Source organism: Aeromonas sp. QDB68, assembly GCF_027707405.1.
GTDB lineage: Bacteria > Pseudomonadota > Gammaproteobacteria > Enterobacterales > Aeromonadaceae > Aeromonas > Aeromonas caviae.
The window spans coordinates 1-20566 of record NZ_JAPCIQ010000074.1 but is presented as its reverse complement, the minus strand read 5'-3'; the positions used below and the strand labels follow the sequence as shown (position 1 = coordinate 20566).

General features: G+C 63.6%; 17 protein-coding genes and 3 tRNA genes. 7 read left to right on the top strand and 13 right to left on the bottom strand.

Going from position 1 to position 20566, the window contains the following annotated elements:
• The 4 genes from PG892_RS17200 to PG892_RS17185 form a co-directional block, all read right to left on the bottom strand.
• On the bottom strand, nt 1–1049 hold a 1049-nt coding region (locus PG892_RS17200), incomplete at its 3' end, for a J domain-containing protein (RefSeq protein WP_111896729.1).
• Between the two features lie 160 nt (nt 1050–1209).
• A tRNA-His gene (locus PG892_RS17195) sits at nt 1210–1285 on the bottom strand.
• Between the two features lie 124 nt (nt 1286–1409).
• A tRNA-Arg gene (locus tag PG892_RS17190) sits at nt 1410–1486 on the bottom strand.
• A gap of 36 nt (nt 1487–1522) precedes the next feature.
• A tRNA-Pro gene (locus PG892_RS17185) sits at nt 1523–1599 on the bottom strand.
• A 203-nt stretch (nt 1600–1802) separates the two neighbouring features.
• On the opposite strand from PG892_RS17185, the gene folD reads away from it, so the two are divergent.
• Nucleotides 1803–2660 carry a bifunctional methylenetetrahydrofolate dehydrogenase/methenyltetrahydrofolate cyclohydrolase FolD gene (folD, locus tag PG892_RS17180; protein WP_010674955.1) on the top strand — a complete coding sequence of 286 codons (858 nt, stop codon included), beginning with the start codon at nt 1803–1805 and terminating at the stop codon, nt 2658–2660.
• A gap of 84 nt (nt 2661–2744) precedes the next feature.
• Here folD and PG892_RS17175 read toward each other — a convergent pair whose 3' ends face one another.
• The 3 genes from PG892_RS17175 to PG892_RS17165 all read right to left on the bottom strand — a co-directional run bounded on the left by PG892_RS17175 (nt 2745) and on the right by PG892_RS17165 (nt 6000).
• Nucleotides 2745–3908, bottom strand: coding sequence for a trans-sulfuration enzyme family protein (locus tag PG892_RS17175; RefSeq protein ID WP_042863960.1), 1164 nt, complete (start codon nt 3906–3908; stop codon nt 2745–2747).
• Between the two features lie 98 nt (nt 3909–4006).
• Entirely contained in the window at nt 4007–5014 is a 1008-nt protein-coding gene (locus tag PG892_RS17170) for an isopenicillin N synthase family dioxygenase (RefSeq protein WP_257711770.1), read from the bottom strand.
• Nucleotides 5015–5361: 347 nt separating this feature from the next.
• Nucleotides 5362–6000, bottom strand: a complete 639-nt coding sequence (locus tag PG892_RS17165) for an NAD(P)-dependent oxidoreductase (RefSeq protein WP_257711771.1) — start codon at nt 5998–6000, stop codon at nt 5362–5364.
• 100 nt (nt 6001–6100) lie between these two features.
• On the opposite strand from PG892_RS17165, the gene PG892_RS17160 reads away from it, so the two are divergent.
• Nucleotides 6101–7000, top strand: coding sequence for a LysR family transcriptional regulator (locus PG892_RS17160; protein ID WP_069785645.1), 900 nt, complete (start codon nt 6101–6103; stop codon nt 6998–7000).
• 116 nt (nt 7001–7116) lie between these two features.
• Complete coding sequence (locus PG892_RS17155; RefSeq protein ID WP_111896730.1) at nt 7117–8016, top strand: AraC family transcriptional regulator; 900 nt, start codon at nt 7117–7119, stop codon at nt 8014–8016.
• Here PG892_RS17155 and PG892_RS17150 read toward each other — a convergent pair.
• The 4 genes from PG892_RS17150 to PG892_RS17135 all read right to left on the bottom strand — a co-directional run bounded on the left by PG892_RS17150 (nt 8013) and on the right by PG892_RS17135 (nt 11509).
• The gene (locus PG892_RS17150) at nt 8013–9128 is read right to left on the bottom strand and encodes an EAL domain-containing protein (protein WP_162540609.1); all 1116 of its coding nucleotides are present in this window, start codon (nt 9126–9128) and stop codon (nt 8013–8015) included. The genes PG892_RS17155 and PG892_RS17150 overlap by 4 nt on opposite strands.
• Nucleotides 9083–9556: a CSS-motif domain-containing protein gene (locus tag PG892_RS17145; protein WP_162540610.1), complete on the bottom strand. Its 474-nt coding sequence runs from the start codon at nt 9554–9556 to the stop codon at nt 9083–9085. The genes PG892_RS17150 and PG892_RS17145 overlap by 46 nt, the downstream gene beginning before the upstream one ends.
• On the bottom strand, nt 9546–10919 hold the full coding sequence (locus tag PG892_RS17140; RefSeq protein ID WP_111896726.1) for a sensor domain-containing diguanylate cyclase: 1374 nt from the start codon (nt 10917–10919) through the stop codon (nt 9546–9548). The genes PG892_RS17145 and PG892_RS17140 overlap by 11 nt, the downstream gene beginning before the upstream one ends.
• 338 nt (nt 10920–11257) lie before the next feature.
• Nucleotides 11258–11509 (bottom strand): hypothetical protein, encoded by a 252-nt coding sequence (locus PG892_RS17135; RefSeq protein ID WP_270825612.1) that lies wholly within the window; start codon nt 11507–11509, stop codon nt 11258–11260.
• On the opposite strand from PG892_RS17135, the gene PG892_RS17130 reads away from it, so the two are divergent.
• Both PG892_RS17130 and PG892_RS17125 read left to right on the top strand, forming a co-directional pair.
• Nucleotides 11495–13639 (top strand): TonB-dependent siderophore receptor, encoded by a 2145-nt coding sequence (locus PG892_RS17130; RefSeq protein WP_048207832.1) that lies wholly within the window; start codon nt 11495–11497, stop codon nt 13637–13639. The two genes, PG892_RS17135 and PG892_RS17130, sit on opposite strands and share 15 nt — an antisense overlap.
• A gap of 62 nt (nt 13640–13701) precedes the next feature.
• Nucleotides 13702–14508, top strand: a complete 807-nt coding sequence (locus PG892_RS17125; protein ID WP_052815307.1) for a siderophore ferric iron reductase — start codon at nt 13702–13704, stop codon at nt 14506–14508.
• Nucleotides 14509–14581: 73 nt separating this feature from the next.
• Here the strand turns inward: PG892_RS17125 and PG892_RS17120 are convergent, their stop codons facing one another.
• Nucleotides 14582–15517, bottom strand: a complete 936-nt coding sequence (locus PG892_RS17120; RefSeq protein WP_043156436.1) for a LysR substrate-binding domain-containing protein — start codon at nt 15515–15517, stop codon at nt 14582–14584.
• A gap of 161 nt (nt 15518–15678) precedes the next feature.
• On the opposite strand from PG892_RS17120, the gene metE reads away from it, so the two are divergent.
• Nucleotides 15679–17943 carry a 5-methyltetrahydropteroyltriglutamate--homocysteine S-methyltransferase gene (gene metE / locus PG892_RS17115; protein WP_052815308.1) on the top strand — a complete coding sequence of 755 codons (2265 nt, stop codon included), beginning with the start codon at nt 15679–15681 and terminating at the stop codon, nt 17941–17943.
• Nucleotides 17944–18037: 94 nt separating this feature from the next.
• Here metE and PG892_RS17110 read toward each other — a convergent pair whose 3' ends face one another.
• On the bottom strand, nt 18038–19150 hold the full coding sequence (locus PG892_RS17110) for a glycosyltransferase family 9 protein (protein ID WP_201872817.1): 1113 nt from the start codon (nt 19148–19150) through the stop codon (nt 18038–18040).
• Nucleotides 19151–19327: 177 nt separating this feature from the next.
• On the opposite strand from PG892_RS17110, the gene PG892_RS17105 reads away from it, so the two are divergent.
• The gene (locus PG892_RS17105) at nt 19328–20452 is read left to right on the top strand and encodes an HPP family protein (RefSeq protein ID WP_052815445.1); all 1125 of its coding nucleotides are present in this window, start codon (nt 19328–19330) and stop codon (nt 20450–20452) included.
• Nucleotides 20453–20566: the final 114 nt, after the last annotated feature.

The following is a 20566-nucleotide window of genomic DNA, read 5'->3' as shown; positions in this document are numbered from 1 at the left end:
GCCTGCTCGGTCTTTTTCTTGGATGATTGCTTGAATTTGTGCAGCACCGCGCCCATTAGCCCGTCTTGCCCGCCGTAGTAGCTGACTTCGAGCTCGCGTAGCTGGCGTTTCAGCATCGGGTTGAGGTAAGCGAGGTTCTCGTCACTGAGCAGGTTATCGAACTCGGGTAGGTGAGCGTGGGCCAGCTGTAACAGGGTGAACATCTCTTTGTTTTCCCAAGCCTGACTGAGTTGGCCCATGATGCGGGTCTTTTCCGCCTGCATGGCGGGGTCGGGTTCCCGATCCGGGTGCAGCGCCAGGGCGAGCTTGCGATAGAGCTGCTTGAGGCTGGATTTGCTGAACAGCTGTTCGATGCGCATCTCTTCCTCTTGCTCACGACGGGTGCGCGTGTGGGCAAAAGCATCTTGCTGCTCAGCGCCGAAGGGGGACTCATCGGCAAACAACTCATCATCATCGAAGAGGGCATCCTCTTCCTCACCAGCGGTGTCACTCCCGTTGGCCATTTTCTGCTTCGCCGCGTTTATCAGGTACTCGTGCAACAGAGCGGGGTTTTTGACCATATCGCGCAAGGTGTCGATGTCTTCGGGGCAGTGACCACAAGTTTCCATCAGCATATGGGTAAGTTCATCACACTGATAGTCGAGCTGTTCGTCATCCATGTGCAGGGCGGTATTGGTTTGGATTTGGTGATAGAGGGGGGCCAAATCCATCTCGCCACGAAACGGATTGGACTCGAGATAGTTGATGAGATCGTGGATCCAGTGGTGCAAGGTCTCCCGTTGCCACTGGGTAAAGCTCTTGCGAGCCGTAAAGTCGGTCAGTCGCTTGGTGAGGGCAAAGATGAGCTCGCATTGTTGACGCTCAAGGGGTTCGATGTCGCTGGTGAAGCGCTGATAGATATCGCGGCCGTTGAGGGTTTGCTTGTCGATTTTTGCCTGTAGCTTTTCGAGCGCTTGCCAGTTGCGGTGGAAGAGATCGAGGGCGGGGTTACCCGTCGTGGGGGAGGGCTGGCGAGCGGGCTGCTTGCGAGCTGGATTACGAAGAGACATAGGCCGCCTCCATAGGCGTTATTTTGTTCGCTAAAACAAAAAAACTGGCGCGGGGCCGGTTTATCGCCGCGCATAAATAGCGCGAAGTCTGCCTTGCAGATGAGTTGCTGGCCATATTAAAGCCTTTCTTACGCAACAGATAGCAACAACAGAGAAATAATGGGGTGGCTGATGGGGCTCGAACCCACGACAACCGGAATCACAATCCGGGACTCTACCAACTGAGCTACAACCACCACTGAAATCATCGCCATTTTGTGTCTGCCAAGGCCTGGCCAAGGTCATCCTGAGATAATCTGCCGAATGGACGATAAGTCACACTCTTCATCAATAACTCAATGATTTAAAACACATTTTAAATGGCGCGCCCTGCAGGATTCGAACCTGCGACCCACGGCTTAGAAGGCCGTTGCTCTATCCGACTGAGCTAAGGGCGCGTTGTATCAAGAAACCCGGGGATTTCCCGATGAACCTGGTCGGTGATAAAGGATTCGAACCTTTGACCCTCTGGTCCCAAACCAGATGCGCTACCGGGCTGCGCTAATCACCGAAAATTCGCCATCCAGCATACCTTCGGCGGCACCACTGGGCAACGGGCGGGCATCATACCCAAGCGCCAAAGTCAGCGTCAACGACTTTTTCCGCCAGTAAATTCAAGTGCCTACTTATTGCCCTCCCTGCGAGAGCCGCTAACACCCGCGCCAAAAAAATGCGACAATGCGCCGCAGTTGAACACATGGTGAGTGAAGAACGATGTCTGCCAAAATCATTGATGGAAAACAGGTTGCGCAAACGATTCGCAATCAGGTCGCCGCGCAAGTCCAACAGCGGTTGGCGCAGGGGAAACGGGCACCGGGTCTGGCGGTGATCCTGGTGGGGCTGGATCCGGCCTCCCAAGTCTATGTGGGCAGCAAACGTCGCGCTTGTGAAGAGGTGGGATTTGTTTCCCGCTCCTATGACCTCAGCGCCACGGCGACACAAGCGGAGCTGCTGTCCCTGATCGACCAGCTCAACGAGGATCCGGAAGTGGACGGCATCCTGGTGCAGTTGCCCTTGCCGGCTCACTGCGATACCACCCAGGTGCTGGAGCGCATTCGTCCCGACAAGGACGTTGATGGCTTCCATCCCTACAACGTGGGTCGTCTGGCCCAGCGCATCCCGGCGCTGCGACCCTGCACCCCCAAGGGGATCATGACCCTGATCGAGACCACAGGCGTCAAGACCCATGGTCTGCATGCGGTGGTGGTCGGGGCTTCCAACATCGTGGGGCGTCCCATGACGCTGGAGCTGCTGCTGGCCGGTTGCACCACCACCACCTGTCACCGCTTCACCCAGGATCTGGAGACCCAGGTGCGCCGGGCCGACTTGCTGGTCGTGGCGGTGGGCAAGCCCAACTTCATTCCGGGGGAGTGGGTCAAACCCGGTGCCCTGGTGATCGACGTGGGCATCAACCGCCTTGCGGACGGCTCCCTGGTGGGAGATGTGGAGTATGAGACCGCGCGCAATCACGCCGCCTTCATCACGCCGGTACCGGGGGGCGTGGGCCCCATGACGGTCGCCAGCCTGATGGAGAACACCCTGAGCGCCTGCCAGGATTACCACGACGCCTGATGAGGGCGCCGGGCAGAAAAGAGAAAGGGAAGGCATTGCCTTCCCTTTTTTTATTGCGTCACTCCCCCGGATCGCTACTGGATATCAGAGGAGGGCCAGGGCGGCGGCCAGATCGGCAATCAGATCGTCGGCGTCTTCCACCCCGATGCTGAAGCGGATGAGATCGTCATTGACTCCGGCGGCGAGGCGGCTCGCCTCGTCCATGGCTGCGTGGGTGGTGCTGGCCGGATGGCAGGCGAGGCTCTCGAGATCGCCGAGGCTCACCGCCTGCACGAAGAGTTGCAGGTTGTCGAGCAGGGTGGCGCAGCGCTCAAACCCGCCTTCCAGCTCGATGCTCACCATGCCGCCAAAGCCGCTGGCGAAGGCGCCGAGGGCATCGTGGCCCGGATGGCTGGCAAGGCCCGGGTAGATCACCTTCTTCACCGCCGGGTGGGCATCCAGGAACTCGGCCACCTTCTGGGCGTTGTGCAGGTGGGCATCCATGCGCAGGGGAAGGGTCTTGACCCCCCGTTGCAGCAGGTAGGCCTCCTGTGGGCCGATGGGAGAGCCGATGTGCTTGAGGGCCACGGTGCGAATCGACTTCATCAGCTCATGACGACCCGCCACCACCCCGGCGATGATGTCGCCGTGACCGCCCAGGTACTTGGTGCCGCTGTGCATGACGATGTCGATGCCAAGCTCGAGCGGGCGCAGCAGATAGGGGGTGAGGAAGGTGTTGTCACACACAGTGATGGCACCCACCTTGCGGGCCGCCTCCACCACCACCCGCGGATCCACCACCTTGAGAGTGGGGTTGGTCAGGGTTTCAAAGAGTACCACCTTGGTGGCGGGGCGGATGTTGGCCAGCAGCGCCTGATCGCTCTCGTAGGCGGTGATCTTGATTCCGGCGCGACTGAAGGTCTGCTTGAGGAAGGCATCGGTGCCGCCGTAGAGGGGGCCGATATAGGCCACTTCATCACCGCTGTCGGCCAGGGCATACATGATGGCACTCACCGCCGCCATGCCGCTGGCCACCACCAGTGCCTCATCTGCACCTTCGAGGGCTGCCAGCTTCTGCTCCAGTTCGGCAGTGGTGGGGTTGCCAAAGCGGCTGTAGATGAAGCCGGGCGCCTGACCGGCGAAGCGCTCCTTGCCCGCCTGGGCGTTGAAGTAGCTGAAGGTGCTGCTCTGGTAGAGCGGGGTGGTGAGGGCGCCGGTCTGGGGATCGATCCGCTGGCCGCTGTGCACGCTCATGGTCTTGAATTTCATTTTTGTACTCCGTCATTGCCAGGCTGTTGCCCGACTGCTTGTGTTATCCGGGGCGCCGTCGCGCCCCTTTTCTAATGTGGTGTGGCGGCGTTGTCAGGCTAGCGCTGCGGCTCGTCTGCATAGTGGCGGGCCGCCACATCCGGGTGGGAGCGCAGCCTCCCCTTGAGCACGTTTTCCCCCACCTGATAAAAGAGCGGGTTGGCGGGATCGCTCTGGGGCCCTTCGGCCAGTGCCGCCAGCTCGGGGGAGAGGCTAAGCAGTGGCACAGTCGCATCCAGCCTTGCCGCCATGAAGAAGGCGCAGGAGAGGCGCGATACCCCGGGAGGCGGGCTCACCACCCGGTGCAGGGTGGCCTTGAGGTAGCCGTCGGACGCGAGCTCCAGCAGCTCACCGATGTTGACCACCAGGGCGCCCGGCAGGGGGGGCGCGGGGATCCAGCCATCCGCCGTCTCCACCTCGAGCCCGGAGTGATCGTCCTGCATCACCAGCGTCAGGTAGCCGGGATCCTTGTGGGCACCTACCCCCTGACCACTGCTGCCTTCCGGTTGTCCGGGGTAGTGAATGAGCTTCATGTGCTGGTAGGGGGCACCGCGAATGCTCTCATCAAATACTCCGGCGGGCTGCCCCAGCACCTCTGCGAAGGCGTCCAGCAGGGTGAGGGTGATGTCGCTCAGTCGATCCTGCCATGCCAGCAGCCGTGTCTTCATCTCGGGCAGGGCGGCGGGCCACTGGTTGGGGCCGATGAGGCGCTGCCAGGGTTCACGAATGTGCGCCACAGGCAGGGCCTGGGCCTCGTTCATGATATCGAACTGCTCCCGCAGATCCGGCCGTGCCCGGGTGAGCTCTGCCCCCACCTGGTTGTAGCCGCGAAAGTGGGGGGAGTGGACCATCTGCACCGCCAGTTTTTCTTCAAGTGGCAGGGCGAAGAAGCGGGCGGCGAGCGCCAGTGTCTCCTGGCGCGCCGATTCGCTCAGATCATGGCCCACCAGATAGAAAAAGCCCACTTCGCGGGCGGCCTGGCCAAGCTGCGCCAGCATCTGGCTGCGTGCAGCCGGGGTGCCCTTGAGGGCGGCGAGATCGATGATCGGCAATGATGGGGTGGTCATGGGCATCTCCTCACTTTCCGTGAACGGGGTCTGCGTGCCCCGGCGTGCGGGGTGTTGCGAAACCGGGGCGCACTCTTCTTGAGTGGCGCCGTTTGGGTTGAGGGTGATGCTACTGTTCGAGGTTATAAGGTGGAAGCAACAAAATATTCTTAGTTATATACAAAATTCGAAATGGAATTCGGACTTGAGCGAATAGAACGAGCATCGGGCGGCTCAGGTGGCGATCTGCCGTACCGGGTGAGGGCGACATTGGCGTGACGGAATAGACGCGGGAGAGAAAAGGCGGAGGGAGGCATCCGCCTCCCTCCGTGTGACTGTCATGGGAAGGGTTGCTGGCGCGCCTTTCCTCAATAACCCAGAGTGAAACGCTGGCGCAGGTGAGCCGGTGCTTGCACCTCGTTCAGCACCCCGTCCGCCAGATCGCCGACCGTGATCCCGGCGGGCTGCTCGCCGCTGAACAGCACCTGATCCGTGCCAAGGCGGTAACCGCCGCGCTTCTCGCCGGGTTCGAGGAACACCGGTGGGGAGACGAAACGCCAGTCGAGGGTGGTTTCCCGGCGAAGGGCGGTGAGACCATCCCGGGCCGCGAGGGCCCCTTGCTTCCACTCTGCCGGGAACTCCGGGGTGTCCACCAGCTGCACGCCCGGGGCGATTTCCAGACTGCCGGCACCGCCGACCACCAGCAGCCAGCTGTTGGCCGCGACGGCGGCGGCCACGATGGCGCTGGCCCCCTTGAGGTACTGATCGTAGATGTCCGGGGCACTCCAGCCCGGGTTGTAGGCACTGATCACCCGATCGTGCCCCTTGAGCACCTTGGCCAGTGCCTGGCTGTCCTGTGCGTCCACCGCCACTGCGGTGACTTGCGGGTGAGCGGCGACCTTGCTCACGTCACGCACGATGGCGGTGACCTGATGACCGCGGCTGACGGCCTCCTGGAGGATGGCTGAACCGACAAAACCGCTGGCACCGATGAGGGCAATCTTCATGGGAATTCTCCTTCACTGTGGGAATGGGGCTATCCTACGCCCCCGAGTGTGACTTAATAATCCACTTAAAATTGCATTCACTTGTAAGCAGGGCTTCATAATGGATCAGCTCAGACGCTACGCCATCTTCGCCGCCGTGGTGGAGGCGGGCAGCATGACCGGCGCCGCCAAGGCCCTCGGCATGACCCCGTCCGCCGTCAGCCAGCATATCAGTCAACTGGAGAGCCAGCTCGGTCTGCCCCTGCTGCACCGCTCCACCCGCCGCCTCAGCCTGACCGAGGCGGGGGAGGTGGTGTGGCAGGGCTGCCAGTCGTTGCAGCAGACCTTGAACGACACCGAGCTGCGCCTCTCGGAGGTGCGCGACAGCCTGCTCGGAGAAGTGCGGATCACCGCGCCGGTGGGGATGGCCGGCCAGCCCCTGGCGCGGGCGCTCTCGCCGCTGCTGCAGGCTCACCCCGGCCTGGGCATCCAGATCATTGCCGACGACGAGAAGCGGGATCTCATCAAGGATCGCATCGACGTGGCGCTGCGGGTCGGCACGCTTGAAGATTCCACCCTGGTGGCGCGCAGGCTGGGTCAGACCCGGATGCTGCTGTGTGCCTCGCCCGCCTATCTGGCACGCAAGGGCACGCCGCGCAGCCCGGCAGATCTGCTGGCCCACGACTGGCTGGCCTCGGACATGCTGGGGGGCGGGATACTGCTGTTGGACGAGAAGGGGGAGGCCCACAAGATCAAGCCCAAGCCCAGGGTGCTGTGCAACAACGTCTTGCCCCTGCGCCAGTTTACCCTGGCAGGGCAGGGGATTTCGCTGCAACCGGAAGGTGAAATAGAAGAAGATATCGCCACCGGTCGATTACTCGTGCTGCTGCCGGGCTTTTGGGCCCCTCCCATGGAGATCCATGCCATCACCCCCCAGCGGGAGATCCCGGAGAAGGTGCGGCGGGTGATCAGCGCCCTTCGCAGCCACTTTGCCGAGCATGGCCAGAGCCGTCTACCTTGAGCGAGGCGGGATGAATAGCCAGGCGGTGCGCCGGCCTTGCGGTCGGCGCGACACCCCTGTTTAATGTGGCCCTCCCGGGCCAGAGCGCCCTCTGCTGGCGTGGTCTCAAGCACATCATGACACCGACTTCTCCCCACCCACTCCGTGAGCCGGCACCCGAGGCGCGCACCCATCTCACCCGCATCGAGCGAGTGCTCGACTACATCCATGCCAATCTGGATCAGCCGCTCTCCCTGGAGGCGCTGGCCCGGCAGAGCTGCTGGTCCCGCTGGCAGTTGCAACGGGTATTCCTGCATGAGACGGGCCAGACGGTGGCTCACTATGTGCGCGAGCTGAAGCTGAGCATGGCGGCGGAGGCGCTGCTCTCCACCCGGCTGCGGGTGCTGGATGTGGCGCTGGATCACGGGTTTGGCTCGGAAGTGAGTTTCAGCCGCGCCTTCAAGCAGCAATTTGGCTGCTCGCCGCTGGCGTATCGCAAGCGGGCCGTGCGGCTGGGGCTGCGCACGCCCCTGGTGCGGGCGGCGGTCCCCCGCTCTGCCTCTCCCAACCTGGTGCAGGTGCGCATAGAGAGCCTGCCGGCGTTCACCTTGCAGGGGGTCAGGGGCACGATCCGGGGGTTGTTCGATGCCTCACCGGATTTTCAGCAGACGGTGCCCGCCATCTGGCGAGCGCTGCGCGAGACGGGGGCGCTGGACCTGTCGAGGGAGTGGCTGGGGGTGGTGGATGTGTCGGGGGCAGGGGAGCGGCTGCCTTACTGGGCCGGAGTGGCCACGACGGCGCCTACGCCCCCCGGCCTGTCGAGTCTCAACGTGCCGGCCCAGGAGTATGCCGTGCTCACCCACAAAGGACCCATTGCCCAGCTGGGGGAGAGCCTGCACTGGTTCATCCTGCACTGGCTGCCGGAGTCGGCATACCGGGGGCTGGACGGTTTCGAACTGGAGCGCTATGCCCCCGGCTTTGACGGCCAGCAGCCCGACGCCACCATGGAGTACTGGCTGCCCGTCGCCCCCCGTTAGGGAAGAAGGCTCACCCCGGCATGGCGCCGGGATGGCTCCGGGCGTGTGGCGCTGGTCAGGAGATCAGTGAACTGGGCCGGTGGCAGCGGCTTGGCGAAGTAGAAGCCCTGCAGGTAGTCGATGCCATAGTGGCGTGCCATCTCGACCTGCTCCTGGGTCTCCACCCCCTCGGCGACCAGAGCCAGCCCCATGCGATGGGCGAGATCCAGGATGTTTTCGACGATATGGCGGGAGGGGCCTTCCTCTTTCATTCCCTTGATAAAGCTGCGATCGATTTTGATGATGTCCACATGGAACATCTGCAGATAGCAGAGGCTGGAGTGGCCGGTGCCAAAGTCATCGATGGCGATGAGCACGCCCAGCTCGTCCAGGGCATCGAAGATGGCGCGGGTCTGCTCGTCCGCATCCACCATCTCCCGCTCCGTCACCTCGAGCACCAGGCGCAGATCCTGGCCCGGGAAGGCGTGAAGAAAGTCGCTGCACTCGGCGACGATGTCCTGATTTTTGAAGTGCTGGGCGCAGACATTGACGGCGACGTGAAAGCCGGGGGGCAGCCTGTTGGCCACCCCGACCAGATAATCCCGGGTCTGGGCCATCAACTGGCGGGTCATCGGCACTATGTAGCCGCACTCCTCTGCGAGGGGAATGAAGTGGTTGGGGGCAATCATCCCTTGTGTGGGATGACGCCAGCGCATCAGCACTTCACAACCGCGCAGGCGCCCCTGTTTGTCCATCACGGGTTGCAGGTGGGGGATGAACTCCCGGGCCGCCATGGCTCTGGCAAGCTCGCTGCGAGGGGAGCCGCTGCGCCCCCTCAGATAGAAGGTGAGCAGCCCCAGCAACAGCGCCAGCACAGGGGCGGCAAGCAGGTTCTCCTGGTTGTACGCCCAGGCAAACGCCAGCACTTCCTTGTAACCGTTGAGCGCCACCAGGCGATAGGGATGAGCGGTGGGATCGCTCTGTTGCAGACGTTGTCCCCCTTCCAGCAGGCGGGCTGCGGGCAGGGTCCTGCCGTGGCCATCGAGGGCCTGGTCCCCGAGGAGGAAGAAGAGGTTGTCCTCTCCCATCACGGCCTGCAAGGCGCCGAAGATGTGGAAGCCGTCCAGCTCCACCAGCAGGAGAGGATGGCGGTCTGCCCGGTGATGGGGCTATGTCTGGCGAGGAGCAGCGTCTGGTTGCCTGCCGGGCCACGGGGAATATCCCGGGTGAGGATGGGCCTGTGCAGGGTGGTACAGCGCAGTTGCTGCCCCTCCAGCACATAGAGTGCCCGCGCATAGGGGGAGGCGGTGATGAGGTCGCGCAGGGCCAGTTGCTCATCCTGGCAGCGGCCCATGGCGAGGGGGCGGGCGGCCTCGACCAGGGACTGACTGTCGTTGATGGCACTCTCTATCATGGCCCGGGCATGGTTCAGGCTGCGCGCGTTGTCCTTGCGAAGGCCGCTGGCCGCCTGCAGGAGGTTGAGGGCGGTGAGGCCGACCAGCAAGAGGAGCCCGAGCACGATGGCCAGACGCAGACGCTGTGCCAGGGGATCAGTCGGCATGGTGCACCCGATTCTTGCCGGCATCGTTGGCCTGATAGAGCGCCTGATCGACCCGCGCCAGCAGTTGCTCGGCGGACTCCTGTCGCCACAGTCCCAGCCCGGCAGAGAAGGTCACCACCAGTTCCGGTTCGCGCCATGGCCGCTGTGCCACCTGGGTGCGCCACTGCTCGAGCAGCGTCAGTGCTCTGACGCTGTCCTCCCCGGGAATGATGATGGCCAGCTCCTCGCCGCCGTAGCGGTAGAGGGTGGCCTCCTGGCCTGCAATCTGCCGCCCTTCCCGGGCCACCGCCCGCAGGACCTCGTCACCGACCGGGTGGCCGTGGGTGTCATTGATGGATTTGAAGTTGTCCAGATCGATCAACCCCAGGCAGAAAGGGCGGCCGGCAATCAGCTGGTCGTCGAGTGCCTTGTCAAAGCAGCGGCGATTGAACAGACCCGTGAGGGCATCCGTGTTGGACGCCTCCACGGCTTCCAGCATCTGGCGATGGCCGCTTTGGATCTCCTGGCGCAACTGATCCCCCGGTTTGCCCGCGTGGATGCGTCCGGCGCGCATCAGGGCGATGATCTCGAAGATCATCTTGCTGAGCACATGACGCAAGGACCACCAGCAGAGCAGGCAGATCAGCATGCTGCCCACCAGGGTGATCTGGATCTGGTAGGACTCGCGGCTGCTCACCTCCTTGAACCTGGCATCGCTGACGGCATAGATGACGAACCAGTCCGGGTTGGAGAAGGAGTAGTAGTAGAGGTGGGTCTGGCGCTTTGCATCGAAGAGGTGGTCGGCGCCGTTGGTCATCTGCTCGATGAGCCGGCGGTCCACGCGATGGCGAAACAGGTTCCCCACATCCGAGTGCAGCAGGATGTCGCCCGCCCGATCGACCAGGTAGAACTCCCCCTTGAGAGGGCTCATGAGCTGACGCAGGGGATAGCTCATCTGCTCGAGATCCACGTTCATGGCCAGGGTGCCGAGGAAGACCCCCTCCTTGTTGATCAGGGGGCGGGAGACGGAGACGCTGCGGCTCTTGTCATCGAACTTGCTGGGGTAGTGGTCGGTGTAGTGCACGAAGAGGGTTCGCACGGCGGCCGCGAGAAACCAGGGTCGCTCCTTGGCATCAACGTGCTCCCCGACCGGCAGATGGGGGACGGAGTTGAACCGCCCCTGTGGATCGGCGAGCAGGATGCTCTTCACATAGGGGGTGAGCGCCAACGTTTGCATCAGGGAGAGGCCAAGGGGCGTGTGATCCTCATTGAGGAAGGCATCCAGGCCTGATTCATCGATGACACTGCCCGTTTCGTTGAGGACATGCTCCAGTGACTTGAACTGTGGCTCGATGGACTGGGTCGCCATGTTGTGCACGAACATGGCCGCCACCTTGTGGTACTTGCGCTCGGCAGAGGTCCGGATGCTGACACTGACGGTCTCAGGGCGATAAGCAGGGTCAGGATGATGACTCCGAAGGTGAAGTTGAGCTGGGTATCGCAGTGCAGATTTTGGTGGGCGGTCTCATTCATAGGCGTGTGCTGATGGCTTGGTATTGTCTCAATCAGGGCTGATAAAAGGGTGGGCATGCTATCGCCTCCTTTATCAATAGCGATTGACCAGGATCAACAAGGGGAGGGAGAACGCGACCATACTTGTCTGATGAGTGTGAATATGGGGGTTAATATGCCGCCATGTTCTGAATATGTGATGGTTACTTGCTAGTTGGCTGTGAAAGTGAAGGCGGTGACCTTCATCAGGCGGCCATGATGGGTGTTCCCTGAGAGCCTCGACGGCGTTGCCATGTTGCCTCCGATAGCAGATGGCGTGCCTACCACCCTCGCTTTCCCCGCTTCCCCGCCAACATGCCCCAAATTGTTAATATCGGGGCAAAATAGAACAATAAAATGCAAATGATATTTGTTACCATTCATATGCAGTAAGTAATCGAGGATCAGATGCAGCTTGTTCACCCCCCTTTGACCCTGGTCGCCGTGACCATCTCCACCCTGCTTGCAGGCTCTGTACAGGCCGCCGCGTCCGACAGCCAGGATACGGCCACCGCCGACGAGACCCTGACCGTGCTCGGCCAGACCTATCGCAACACCGCGACCAAGACCCGGCTCGACCCCATCGAGACGCCCCAGGCCATCTCGGTGGTGGATGGGGAGACCCTGTCGCTGCGCGGCGTCAGTTCGGTGAGCGAGGCGCTGCGCTACGTGCCCGGCGTCAACACCGAGCTGCGGGGCGGGGCGGTCAATCGGCTGGATCTGTTCAACATCCGTGGCTTTGACAACTACCAGAACTTCTATGACGGCCTGCTGCTCCAGTACAACGACTGGAACCTGCAACCCCAGATAGATCCGGTGGCCATCGAGCAGCTGGAGGTGTTCAAGGGGCCGACATCGGTGCTCTATGGCAGCATGCCCCCCGGCGGCATGGTCAACCTCATCGCCAAGCGCCCCCAGCGGGAGAGCAAGCACAACGTGAGCGTGGCGACCGGCACGGGCACCCTCAAGGAGATGACCCTCGACAGCACCGGTGCCATCAACGAGCAGCTCGCCTATCGGCTGGTGGGACTGGCACGGGAGAAGGATGGCCAGGCGGTGACCTCGAAGGAGGAGCGCTACGTCTTTGCGCCGTCCCTGGACTGGCAGCTCGGCGAGCGCACCCTGCTGAACCTCAACCTTTACTACCAGAAGGATCCCGAGGCCGGCATCTACACCACTGTGCCCGCCAGCGGCTCGGCCAAGTCCAACCCCCTGGGACAGCTTGGCAGCGACACCTTCCTTGGCGACGAGAACTGGAACGAGTACAACCGGGATGTGACCCTGTTGGGCTACAAGCTGAGCCACGACTTCAACGAGCGCTGGCAGGTGCTGCAAAATGCCCGCTACATGGATGCGTCCGCCTATCAGCGCAACACCTACAACGCGGCCCTGGCGGCGGACAACCGCACCCTGGCCCGCAACGCCTATCTCACCGATGAAGACTCTCGCGGCGTTGTCATCGACAACCAGCTGGCGGGCAAGGTGCAGACGGGCTCTGCCCAGCACAACCTGCTGCTCGGGGTCGATTACCAGTACCTGGATGCCCATATCCTCTACCGGGATACCCTCGACTACTCGGCGCCCAGCATCGACATTTTCAACCCGAACCATAGCCAGATAGTCCCAGAGGCACTCACTTTCAACTACCAGGATAAAAAGGTGATCCGTCAGTCCCAGACCGGCGTCTATCTGCAGGATCAGGTGCGCCTCGATCGACTGGTGGCCATCGGCGGCGCCCGCTACGACCGCTACCGGATGGACACCGACAGCCGGACCCTCTATCAGGGGGCGGACAGCCAGTCCCTGGCCCACATCGATCAGGACAACCTCTCCTTCCGCGTCGGCGCCCTCTATGAGCTGGATGGCGGCTTCTCCCCCTATGCGAGCTATGCCGAGAGTTTCGAGCCGGTGCCGGGGGCGGACAAGCAGGGTCAGGCGTTCAAACCGGCGACCGGTCATCAGTGGGAAGGGGGCGTCAAGTTCCTCTCCGACGACATGAGCAAGACGGCGACGCTGTCGGCGTTCCACATCACCAAGAAGAATGCCCTGGTGACGGATCCGGACAATGTCTACGGGCCCAAGCTGCAGACCGGGGAGACGGTCTCCAGGGGTATCGAGCTTGAGGGGAGAGCCGATCTCACCAGCCAGCTGGATCTGGCCCTCAACTACACCCTGATGGACATGGAGATCACGCGCGATACCACCACGTTGCAGGGCAAGACGCCGGTCTGGGTCCCCAGACAGATGGCGTCGCTGTGGAGCAACTACTACCCCGGCGGCAACCTCGAGGGGATGCGAGTGGGCGCCGGCCTGCGCTACGTGGGGGAGGCCGAGATGGATGCCGCCAACACCGACAAGGTACCGGACTACCTCCTGATGGACATGTCCGCCTCCTACGATCTCGCCGCCCTCAGCGCAAGCCTGAAAGGGGTAGGGGTATCGCTTGGCGCCAGCAACCTGTTCAACAAGACCTACTACTCCTGCTACGACCAGAACAACTGCTGGTTCGGGGCCGAACGAAGCGTGGAGGCGCGACTCAAATACGCATTCTGACCTTGCGCCCCGGCACGCGCCCGGGGCCCTTTCAACGAATGGGCGAGGAGAGGGCGCGCGGTGTGCCGCGCAGCCTTGGTCGGGAGCACGGCCTTGGCCGGGAAAAAGCGGACGCGGAACGCGCCCTCGTCTCGGATCACCAGGCCCTGTTCGCGGCGGCGGCCAGCCTGATCCCGTCCCTCAAGGGGAACCTGGTGGCGGCCGGTGACGTGCGTCCGCCACTGACGGATGCCACCGGAGCGACGTCGGCCGAGGTGGCCGCAGCCCTCCATGCGCACTGGCAGCAGGCACACCCGGAGGCGGGACCCGCCTACTGGCTCACCCGCAGCTGGGGCATGCTCTGCTGGCAATCCATCTATCTCGCCATGGTGGCCGTCTACCGCCATCAGGCCGTGCCTGCCCTCGACAGGCTGGGACAGGGGCATGAGGCCGGCGTGGTGTCGGGCTTTACCCTGCCGGCCGAGCCCATGATCAAAGGGGAGGTCGGCGTGTTGATCAAGACGGCCGGGGAGCGACTCCAGGCGCACTGGCAGGGGCAGTTCACCCTCCTTGGGACGGCGCAGCGGCTGCGCCCCGGTTTCGTGCGCCCGCTCCTGGCGGACGATCTGCTGGCGGCCCTGGTGCGGGTGCCCGATTTCTTCGGGGAGGTGAGTCGGGAGGAGGTGAGGTCCCATGCTCCCCTCTGGCTTGAATCCTGTGGCCTGCCGTCGGCACATCTGACGGGCTGGTGCGAAGCAGGCCTGCCCCGGGACGAGGCCTTCCCGGGCTATGTGCGCCAGCGCTGCTGCCTGCACTACAAGCGCCGGGATGGGGAACTGTGTGGCAACTGCCCGCGAAGGCTGGGTGGGGTGAGGGGTGATGAATGCTGATACCCGACTCTTCGTCTGCGCGGGCAACCCGTGATGAAAGCCGCCTGATCCTGGCGGCTTTTTTGTGCCCGGCTTACTGGGCCGCCATCCGGGTGCGGATGCGCTCGAACAGGCTCTGCAGGCAGGCCTGATCTTTGTCGGCGGCGCGCACGGCGCCATACATGTGGCGGCGAATGCCCTCCCCGAGAGGGCGCGCCTCAAGCAGGCCCTGGCGCACGAACTCCTCGCTGGCCCAGCGGGGCAGGGCGGCGAGCCCGAGCCCGGCGGCGGCCATCTGCAGCATGACCGAGGTGTTGTCCACCGGTTTGCAGCGGGCGGGCTCCACCCCGGCCGGTTGCAGGAAACGGCTGAACACATCCATGCGTGCCCGTTCCACCGGGTAGACCAGCAGCACCTCCGGTCGCAGATCGTCCGGTGTGATGCGCCGCTGCTGGCAGAGGGGGTGATCCGGCGCCATCACCAGGGTGAGATCGAAGGCGAACAGCGGCTCGAAATGAAGATCCCCGCGGGCCTGTACATCCGAGGTGAGTAGCAGGTCGAGCTGGCCGCCAAGCAGGGCACTGATGGCATCGAAACCCGGCACCGACTCCACCTCCAGATCCACGCCGGGCCACTGGCGGCGAAAGTCCGGCAACAGCGGGAGCAGCCACTGGATGCAGCTGTGGCAATCGAGGGCCAGATGCAGCCTGCCCGCCTCGCCGCTGTGCAGGGCGACCAGCTGGCGCTCGGTCTGGGCCAGGGCGGGCAGCACCTGACGGGCCAGGGCCAGCAGATGCTGGCCTGCCGCCGTCAGCACCAGAGGGCGGCTTTTTCGAAGAAACAGCTCCAGATTGAGGCGGGTCTCCAGCTCCTTGAGCTGGTGGGAGAGGGCGGACTGGGTGAGGTTGAGGGTGAGTGCGGCCCCGGCCAGGGACCCTTGCTCGGCCAGGGCGCTGATGGTCTTCAGGTGTTTGAGATCGATGCCCAGATTGCTGCTCTGAGGGGGGCTGGATGGGGTGGGCGCGACCATGGCACTGCTCCTTTGTGCGTCAGTTGAGAAATTCTTGAGAGCCAGTTGAAGAGGATTCAATAGCCAAGGTCACCTTATCTTGTCATTTTGGATGTGTAAACATCTGGATGGCCAAACAATCCAGATCCTCATCAGATAAACGAGCATAAGGAATGGAACCTATGACCTTCGCACACACCCTGGGCTTTCCCCGTATCGGCGCCAAGCGCGAACTGAAATTTGCCCTCGAATCCTACTGGCGTGGCGAAACCACCCAGGCCGAGCTGGTCGCCGTGGGCAAGAGCCTGCGTGAGCGCCACTGGCAGGCCCAGCGTACCGCCGGGGTCAACCTGCTGCCGGTGGGGGATTTTGCCTGGTACGATCAGGTGCTGGGTACCAGCCTGCTGGTGGACGCCGTGCCTGCCCGTCACCGCCACGGCGACACCGACCTCGACACCCTGTTCCGGGTGGCCCGTGGCCGTGCGCCGACCGGCCCGGCGGCGGCCGCTGCCGAGATGACCAAATGGTTCAACACCAACTACCACTACCTAGTGCCGGAATTTTACCGTGACCAGCGCTTCAAGCTGGGCTGGAGCCAGCTCTTTGACGAGGTGGAAGAGGCCAAGGCCCTTGGGCTGCCGGCCAAGGCGGTGTTGCTGGGCCCCGTCTCCTACCTGTGGCTTGGCAAGGAGAAAGAGAGCGGCTTCTCCCGCCTCGAACTGCTGGATCGCCTGCTGATCGTCTACCAGGAGATCCTGGCCAAACTGGCGGCCCAGGGGGTGGAGTGGGTGCAAATCGACGAGCCGGCTCTGGCGCTGGACCTGCCGGACGAGTGGCGCCTGGCCTACCTCAAGGCATATGAGCGCCTGAGCGGCCCCTGCAAGCTGCTGCTCACCACCTACTTCGGGTCCGTGGCCCATCAGCGCGACATCATCACCAGTCTGAAGGTGGACGGCCTGCACCTGGATCTGGTGGCAGCCCCCGAGCAGCTGGAGACCCTGGTCCCGCACCTGCCGGCACAGTGGGTACTCTCGGCGGGTGTCATCAACGGCCGCAACGTCTGGCGTGCCAACCTGGCCAAGCTGGCGCCGACCCTCAAGGCCTTGAAAGAAAAGCTTGGCGAGCGCCTCTGGGTGGCCTCCTCCTGTTCCTTGCTGCACAGCCCGGTGGATTTGACCCTGGAGCACGAGCTGGATCCCCAGACTCGCAGCTGGTTCGCCTTTGCCCTGCAAAAGTGCTATGAGCTGGGGCTGCTGTCCGACTACCTGGACGGTGGCGCCCTGGACAAAATCGAGGCTTACAGCCAGCCCATCGTGGATCGGGAGTCTGACAGCCGGGTTCACAAGAAGGTGGTGCAGTCGCGCCTCGCCAGCCTGACCAACAGTGACTTCGATCGCCAGAGCGCCTACCCGGTGCGTGCCGACGCGCAGCGCTCGGATCTGAAGCTGCCGCTCCTGCCCACCACCACCATCGGCTCCTTCCCGCAGACCTCTGAAATCCGGGTGCTGCGTCAGGATTGGCGTGCCGGGCGCATCGATGACCAGGCCTACGAGGCGGGCATCCAGGCCCAGATCAAGGATGCGATTGAGCGCCAGGAGGCCATCGGGCTGGACGTGCTGGTGCACGGCGAGGCCGAGCGCAACGACATGGTGGAGTATTTCGGGGAGCTGCTGGACGGCTTTGCCATCACCCGATTTGGCTGGGTACAGAGCTATGGCTCCCGCTGCGTCAAGCCGCCGGTGATCACCCGTGACATCGACCGTCCGACCCCCATGACCCTTGAGTGGACGAAGTTTGCCCAGAGCCTGACCGACAAGCCGGTGAAGGGCATGCTGACCGGCCCCGTGACCATTCTCTGCTGGTCCTTCCCGCGGGAAGACGTGAGCCGCGAGCAGTCCGCCCTGCAGATTGGCCTGGCCATTCGCGACGAGGTGGCTGACTTGGAAGCCGCCGGCATCAAGATCATCCAGATCGACGAGCCGGCGATCCGCGAAGGGCTGCCCCTGCGCAAGCAGGATCACCAGGCCTATCTGGACTGGGCGGTGCGCGCCTTCCGCCTGAGTGCAAGCCCGGTGGTGGACAGCACCCAGATCCACACCCACATGTGTTACAGCGACTTCAACCTCATCATCGAGGCGGTGGCGGCGCTGGACGCGGATGTGATCACCATCGAGACGAGCCGCAGCCAGATGCAGTTGCTCGAAGCGTTCGAGCGCTTCAACTACCCCAACGAGATCGGTCCGGGCGTCTACGACATCCACTCGCCGAACGTACCGAGCCAGGGCTGGATTGAAGACCTCATCCGCAAGGCTGCGCAACAAATCCCGGCAGACCGGCTCTGGGTGAACCCGGACTGCGGCCTCAAGACCCGCGGCTGGGAAGAGACCACCGCTGCCCTGAAGGTGATGGTCGATGCGACTCGGGCGCTGCGCGCCGAGCTGGCCTGAGGGCTTCCATTCACCCGGACGAGCGCCCGGTGAGTGTCACCAAGACGAGAGAGGGAAGGCGACAGCCTTCCCTCTTTTTTTGCATGGCCGCTCCCTAGAGGGGGATCAGGGCGGGCCGGGGTGCGGGCAGGTAGCGGGTTGGGGAAACCGACATCGTCACCCGGTGAGGGGCGCTTGCGAGCGCCTCGGTCAGCCACTGTTGGTCGAGGGGGATGGCATTGCGATCCTCGATCACCAGATTGAGGTGCTGGGCGCCCAGGCACCCGTAGCGGGCGGGGTCGGTCTGGGTAAAGAGGCCAAGACAGGGCACACCGCTGGCGGCAGCCAGGTGCAGGGGACCGGTGTCGGCGCTGACGAAGAGGGAGAGGCCGCCCGTGAAGCGGGCCAGCTCCCCCATGTTGCCAAGGGAAACGTGCACGTCCCCGAGCAGGTGCTCGGGGGCGGCGGGATCCGCGAGCTGGATCAGCAGGGAATCCGGGCTGTGACGGCGCAGATCCCCAAGCAACCGCTGCCACTGGGGCTGGGAGAGCCCCTTGCCCTTGCGGGCGCCGGTGAAAAAGCCGATCAGAGGACGGCCAGGATAGGCTCGTCGCAGCGCACTCAAGGCCGGGCTTGGCCCCTGCAACAGGCTGCCAAGGGGGATGGGGTTGGCCGGATTGCCCGGTATGCCGAGCAGTTGCAGGGGCTGGTGGGCGTAGTGGCACTCACTGTCCGGAGCCTGCGGACGCGGGAAGATGAGATCCCCATGGCCATCGTCGAAGCCGCATTTCTCCCGGGCCTGTACCCAGGCGGCGATGAAGTGATCCGTACTGGAGGCGAAGGGGACGTAGACCCTGTCGTAGTGCTGGCGGCGCAGACGCGAGAGTGCCGAGAGGGCGCCCGGCAGGTGTCTGCCCTGCAACCGGATCTGATGAATGTGCCGCAGGGGCAGATCGGCCAGGAAGGGGAGCAGGGCGGTGGGGCTGCACACCAGCTCCAGCTCGGCGTGGGGATGGGCGCGATGAAGCTGGTGCAGGAAGGGCAGCAGGAAGAGGTTGTTGCCGATGCGGTTGGTACTGCGAATGACCAGGATCCGGCGGGGTGCCTGCGAAGAGGGCGGCAATGCGCTGCGACTGGCAAGCCAGCCGAGCAGGGTTCGCTCCAGTCCCGCCGTCCAGACCCGGCGTTGGCCGTCGAAGCGGCGCAGGGCATCGTTGAGGTGAGTCATACCGTTGGGCTCCAGTGTTGGGATGGCGTAAAGGGTGCCAGCGGACTCTTAAGACAATGTTAAGAAGGGAAAAAGCGTGCGGATGATGGCCATGGCGGAGCGGGGGGCTGGTCTGGGACGGGGGAAAGTGGCTAGAATTGCGCATTTGAAATAAATGTTATCGTCCGCGGGAGCACCATGCAGTTCAGGGATTTTTTGCCGGTATCGACCAATACCAGCGTCAAAGAGAGTTGTTACGGCGCCCTTGGCGCCCTCATCGGCTTGCTCGGCACCGCCTTGCTGTGTCGCTGGGGGCTGGGGCTCGAGGTGCACTGGCTCATCGCCCCCATGGGGGCCTCCGCCGTGCTGCTGTTTGCCGCCCCGGCCAGCCCCCTGGCCCAGCCCTGGTCCATCCTTGTGGGCAACGGGGTCTCGGCCCTGATGGGGGTATTGAGCGCGAACCTGGTGCCGGACATGGCTATCGCCTCGGCCCTGGCGGTGATGCTGGCCATCGCCGCCATGTTCCTCACCCGCAGCCTGCACCCGCCCGGCGGCGCCGTGGCCCTGACCGCCGTCATCGGCGGCGAGGGGATCCGGGCGCTCGGGGTCGGCTACGTGCTGCTGCCGGTGCTGCTCAACTCCCTGTTGCTGCTGAGTCTGGGCTTGCTCTACAACCGCGCCCTGGGGCGTCGTTATCCCCATGGCGGCAAGGCGGCGCCCAATCGCCACCAGACGGCGGATCCCCAGCCGAGTGCCCGGCTCGCCACTCAGGACATCGACTTTGCCCTGGAAAAACACGGGGAGCTGCTGGACATCAGCCGCCAGGATCTGCAGGAGCTGCTGCAGGAGGCCCAGCTTCACGCCCTGCGGGGGCGAGTGGAGACGGTACGGTGCCAGGATGTGATGTCGCGGGATCTCGTCGTGACGACGCCACAGGCGCTCGCCATGGAGGCGTGGCATCTGCTCTCCCACCACCAGATCAAGGCGCTGCCGGTGGTGGATGAGGGGGAGAGGCTGGTCGGCATCATCACCCTGCACGACCTGATGATCGACCGGGCGGGTCACCAGCCGAGGGCGAAGGAGGCCCTCGAGCAGCAGCAGGTCGCGGATCTGATGACCCGGGAGGTGCAGACGGCGCGGCGCTACCAGCCTCTCTACGACCTGGTGGAGGCCTTCTCCGACGGGGGGCTGCACCACATGCCGGTGGTGGAGGGGGAGCAGCTGGTGGGCATCATCACCCAGTCCGACATGGTGGCGGCGCTCTTCACGCTGGCCCTGAAACCCGGACTGACGAGCGAGGAGGCGACCCCGGTGTCGTCATAGCCAGGGGGGCAAGAAAAAAGAGGGCGTGCCAGGCACGTAATGCCGATCAGTTAAGGATCCATTGACCGATCCTCAGGCTGTGTAAGAATCCGAAACTCCTTGTTGGGTTTCGGA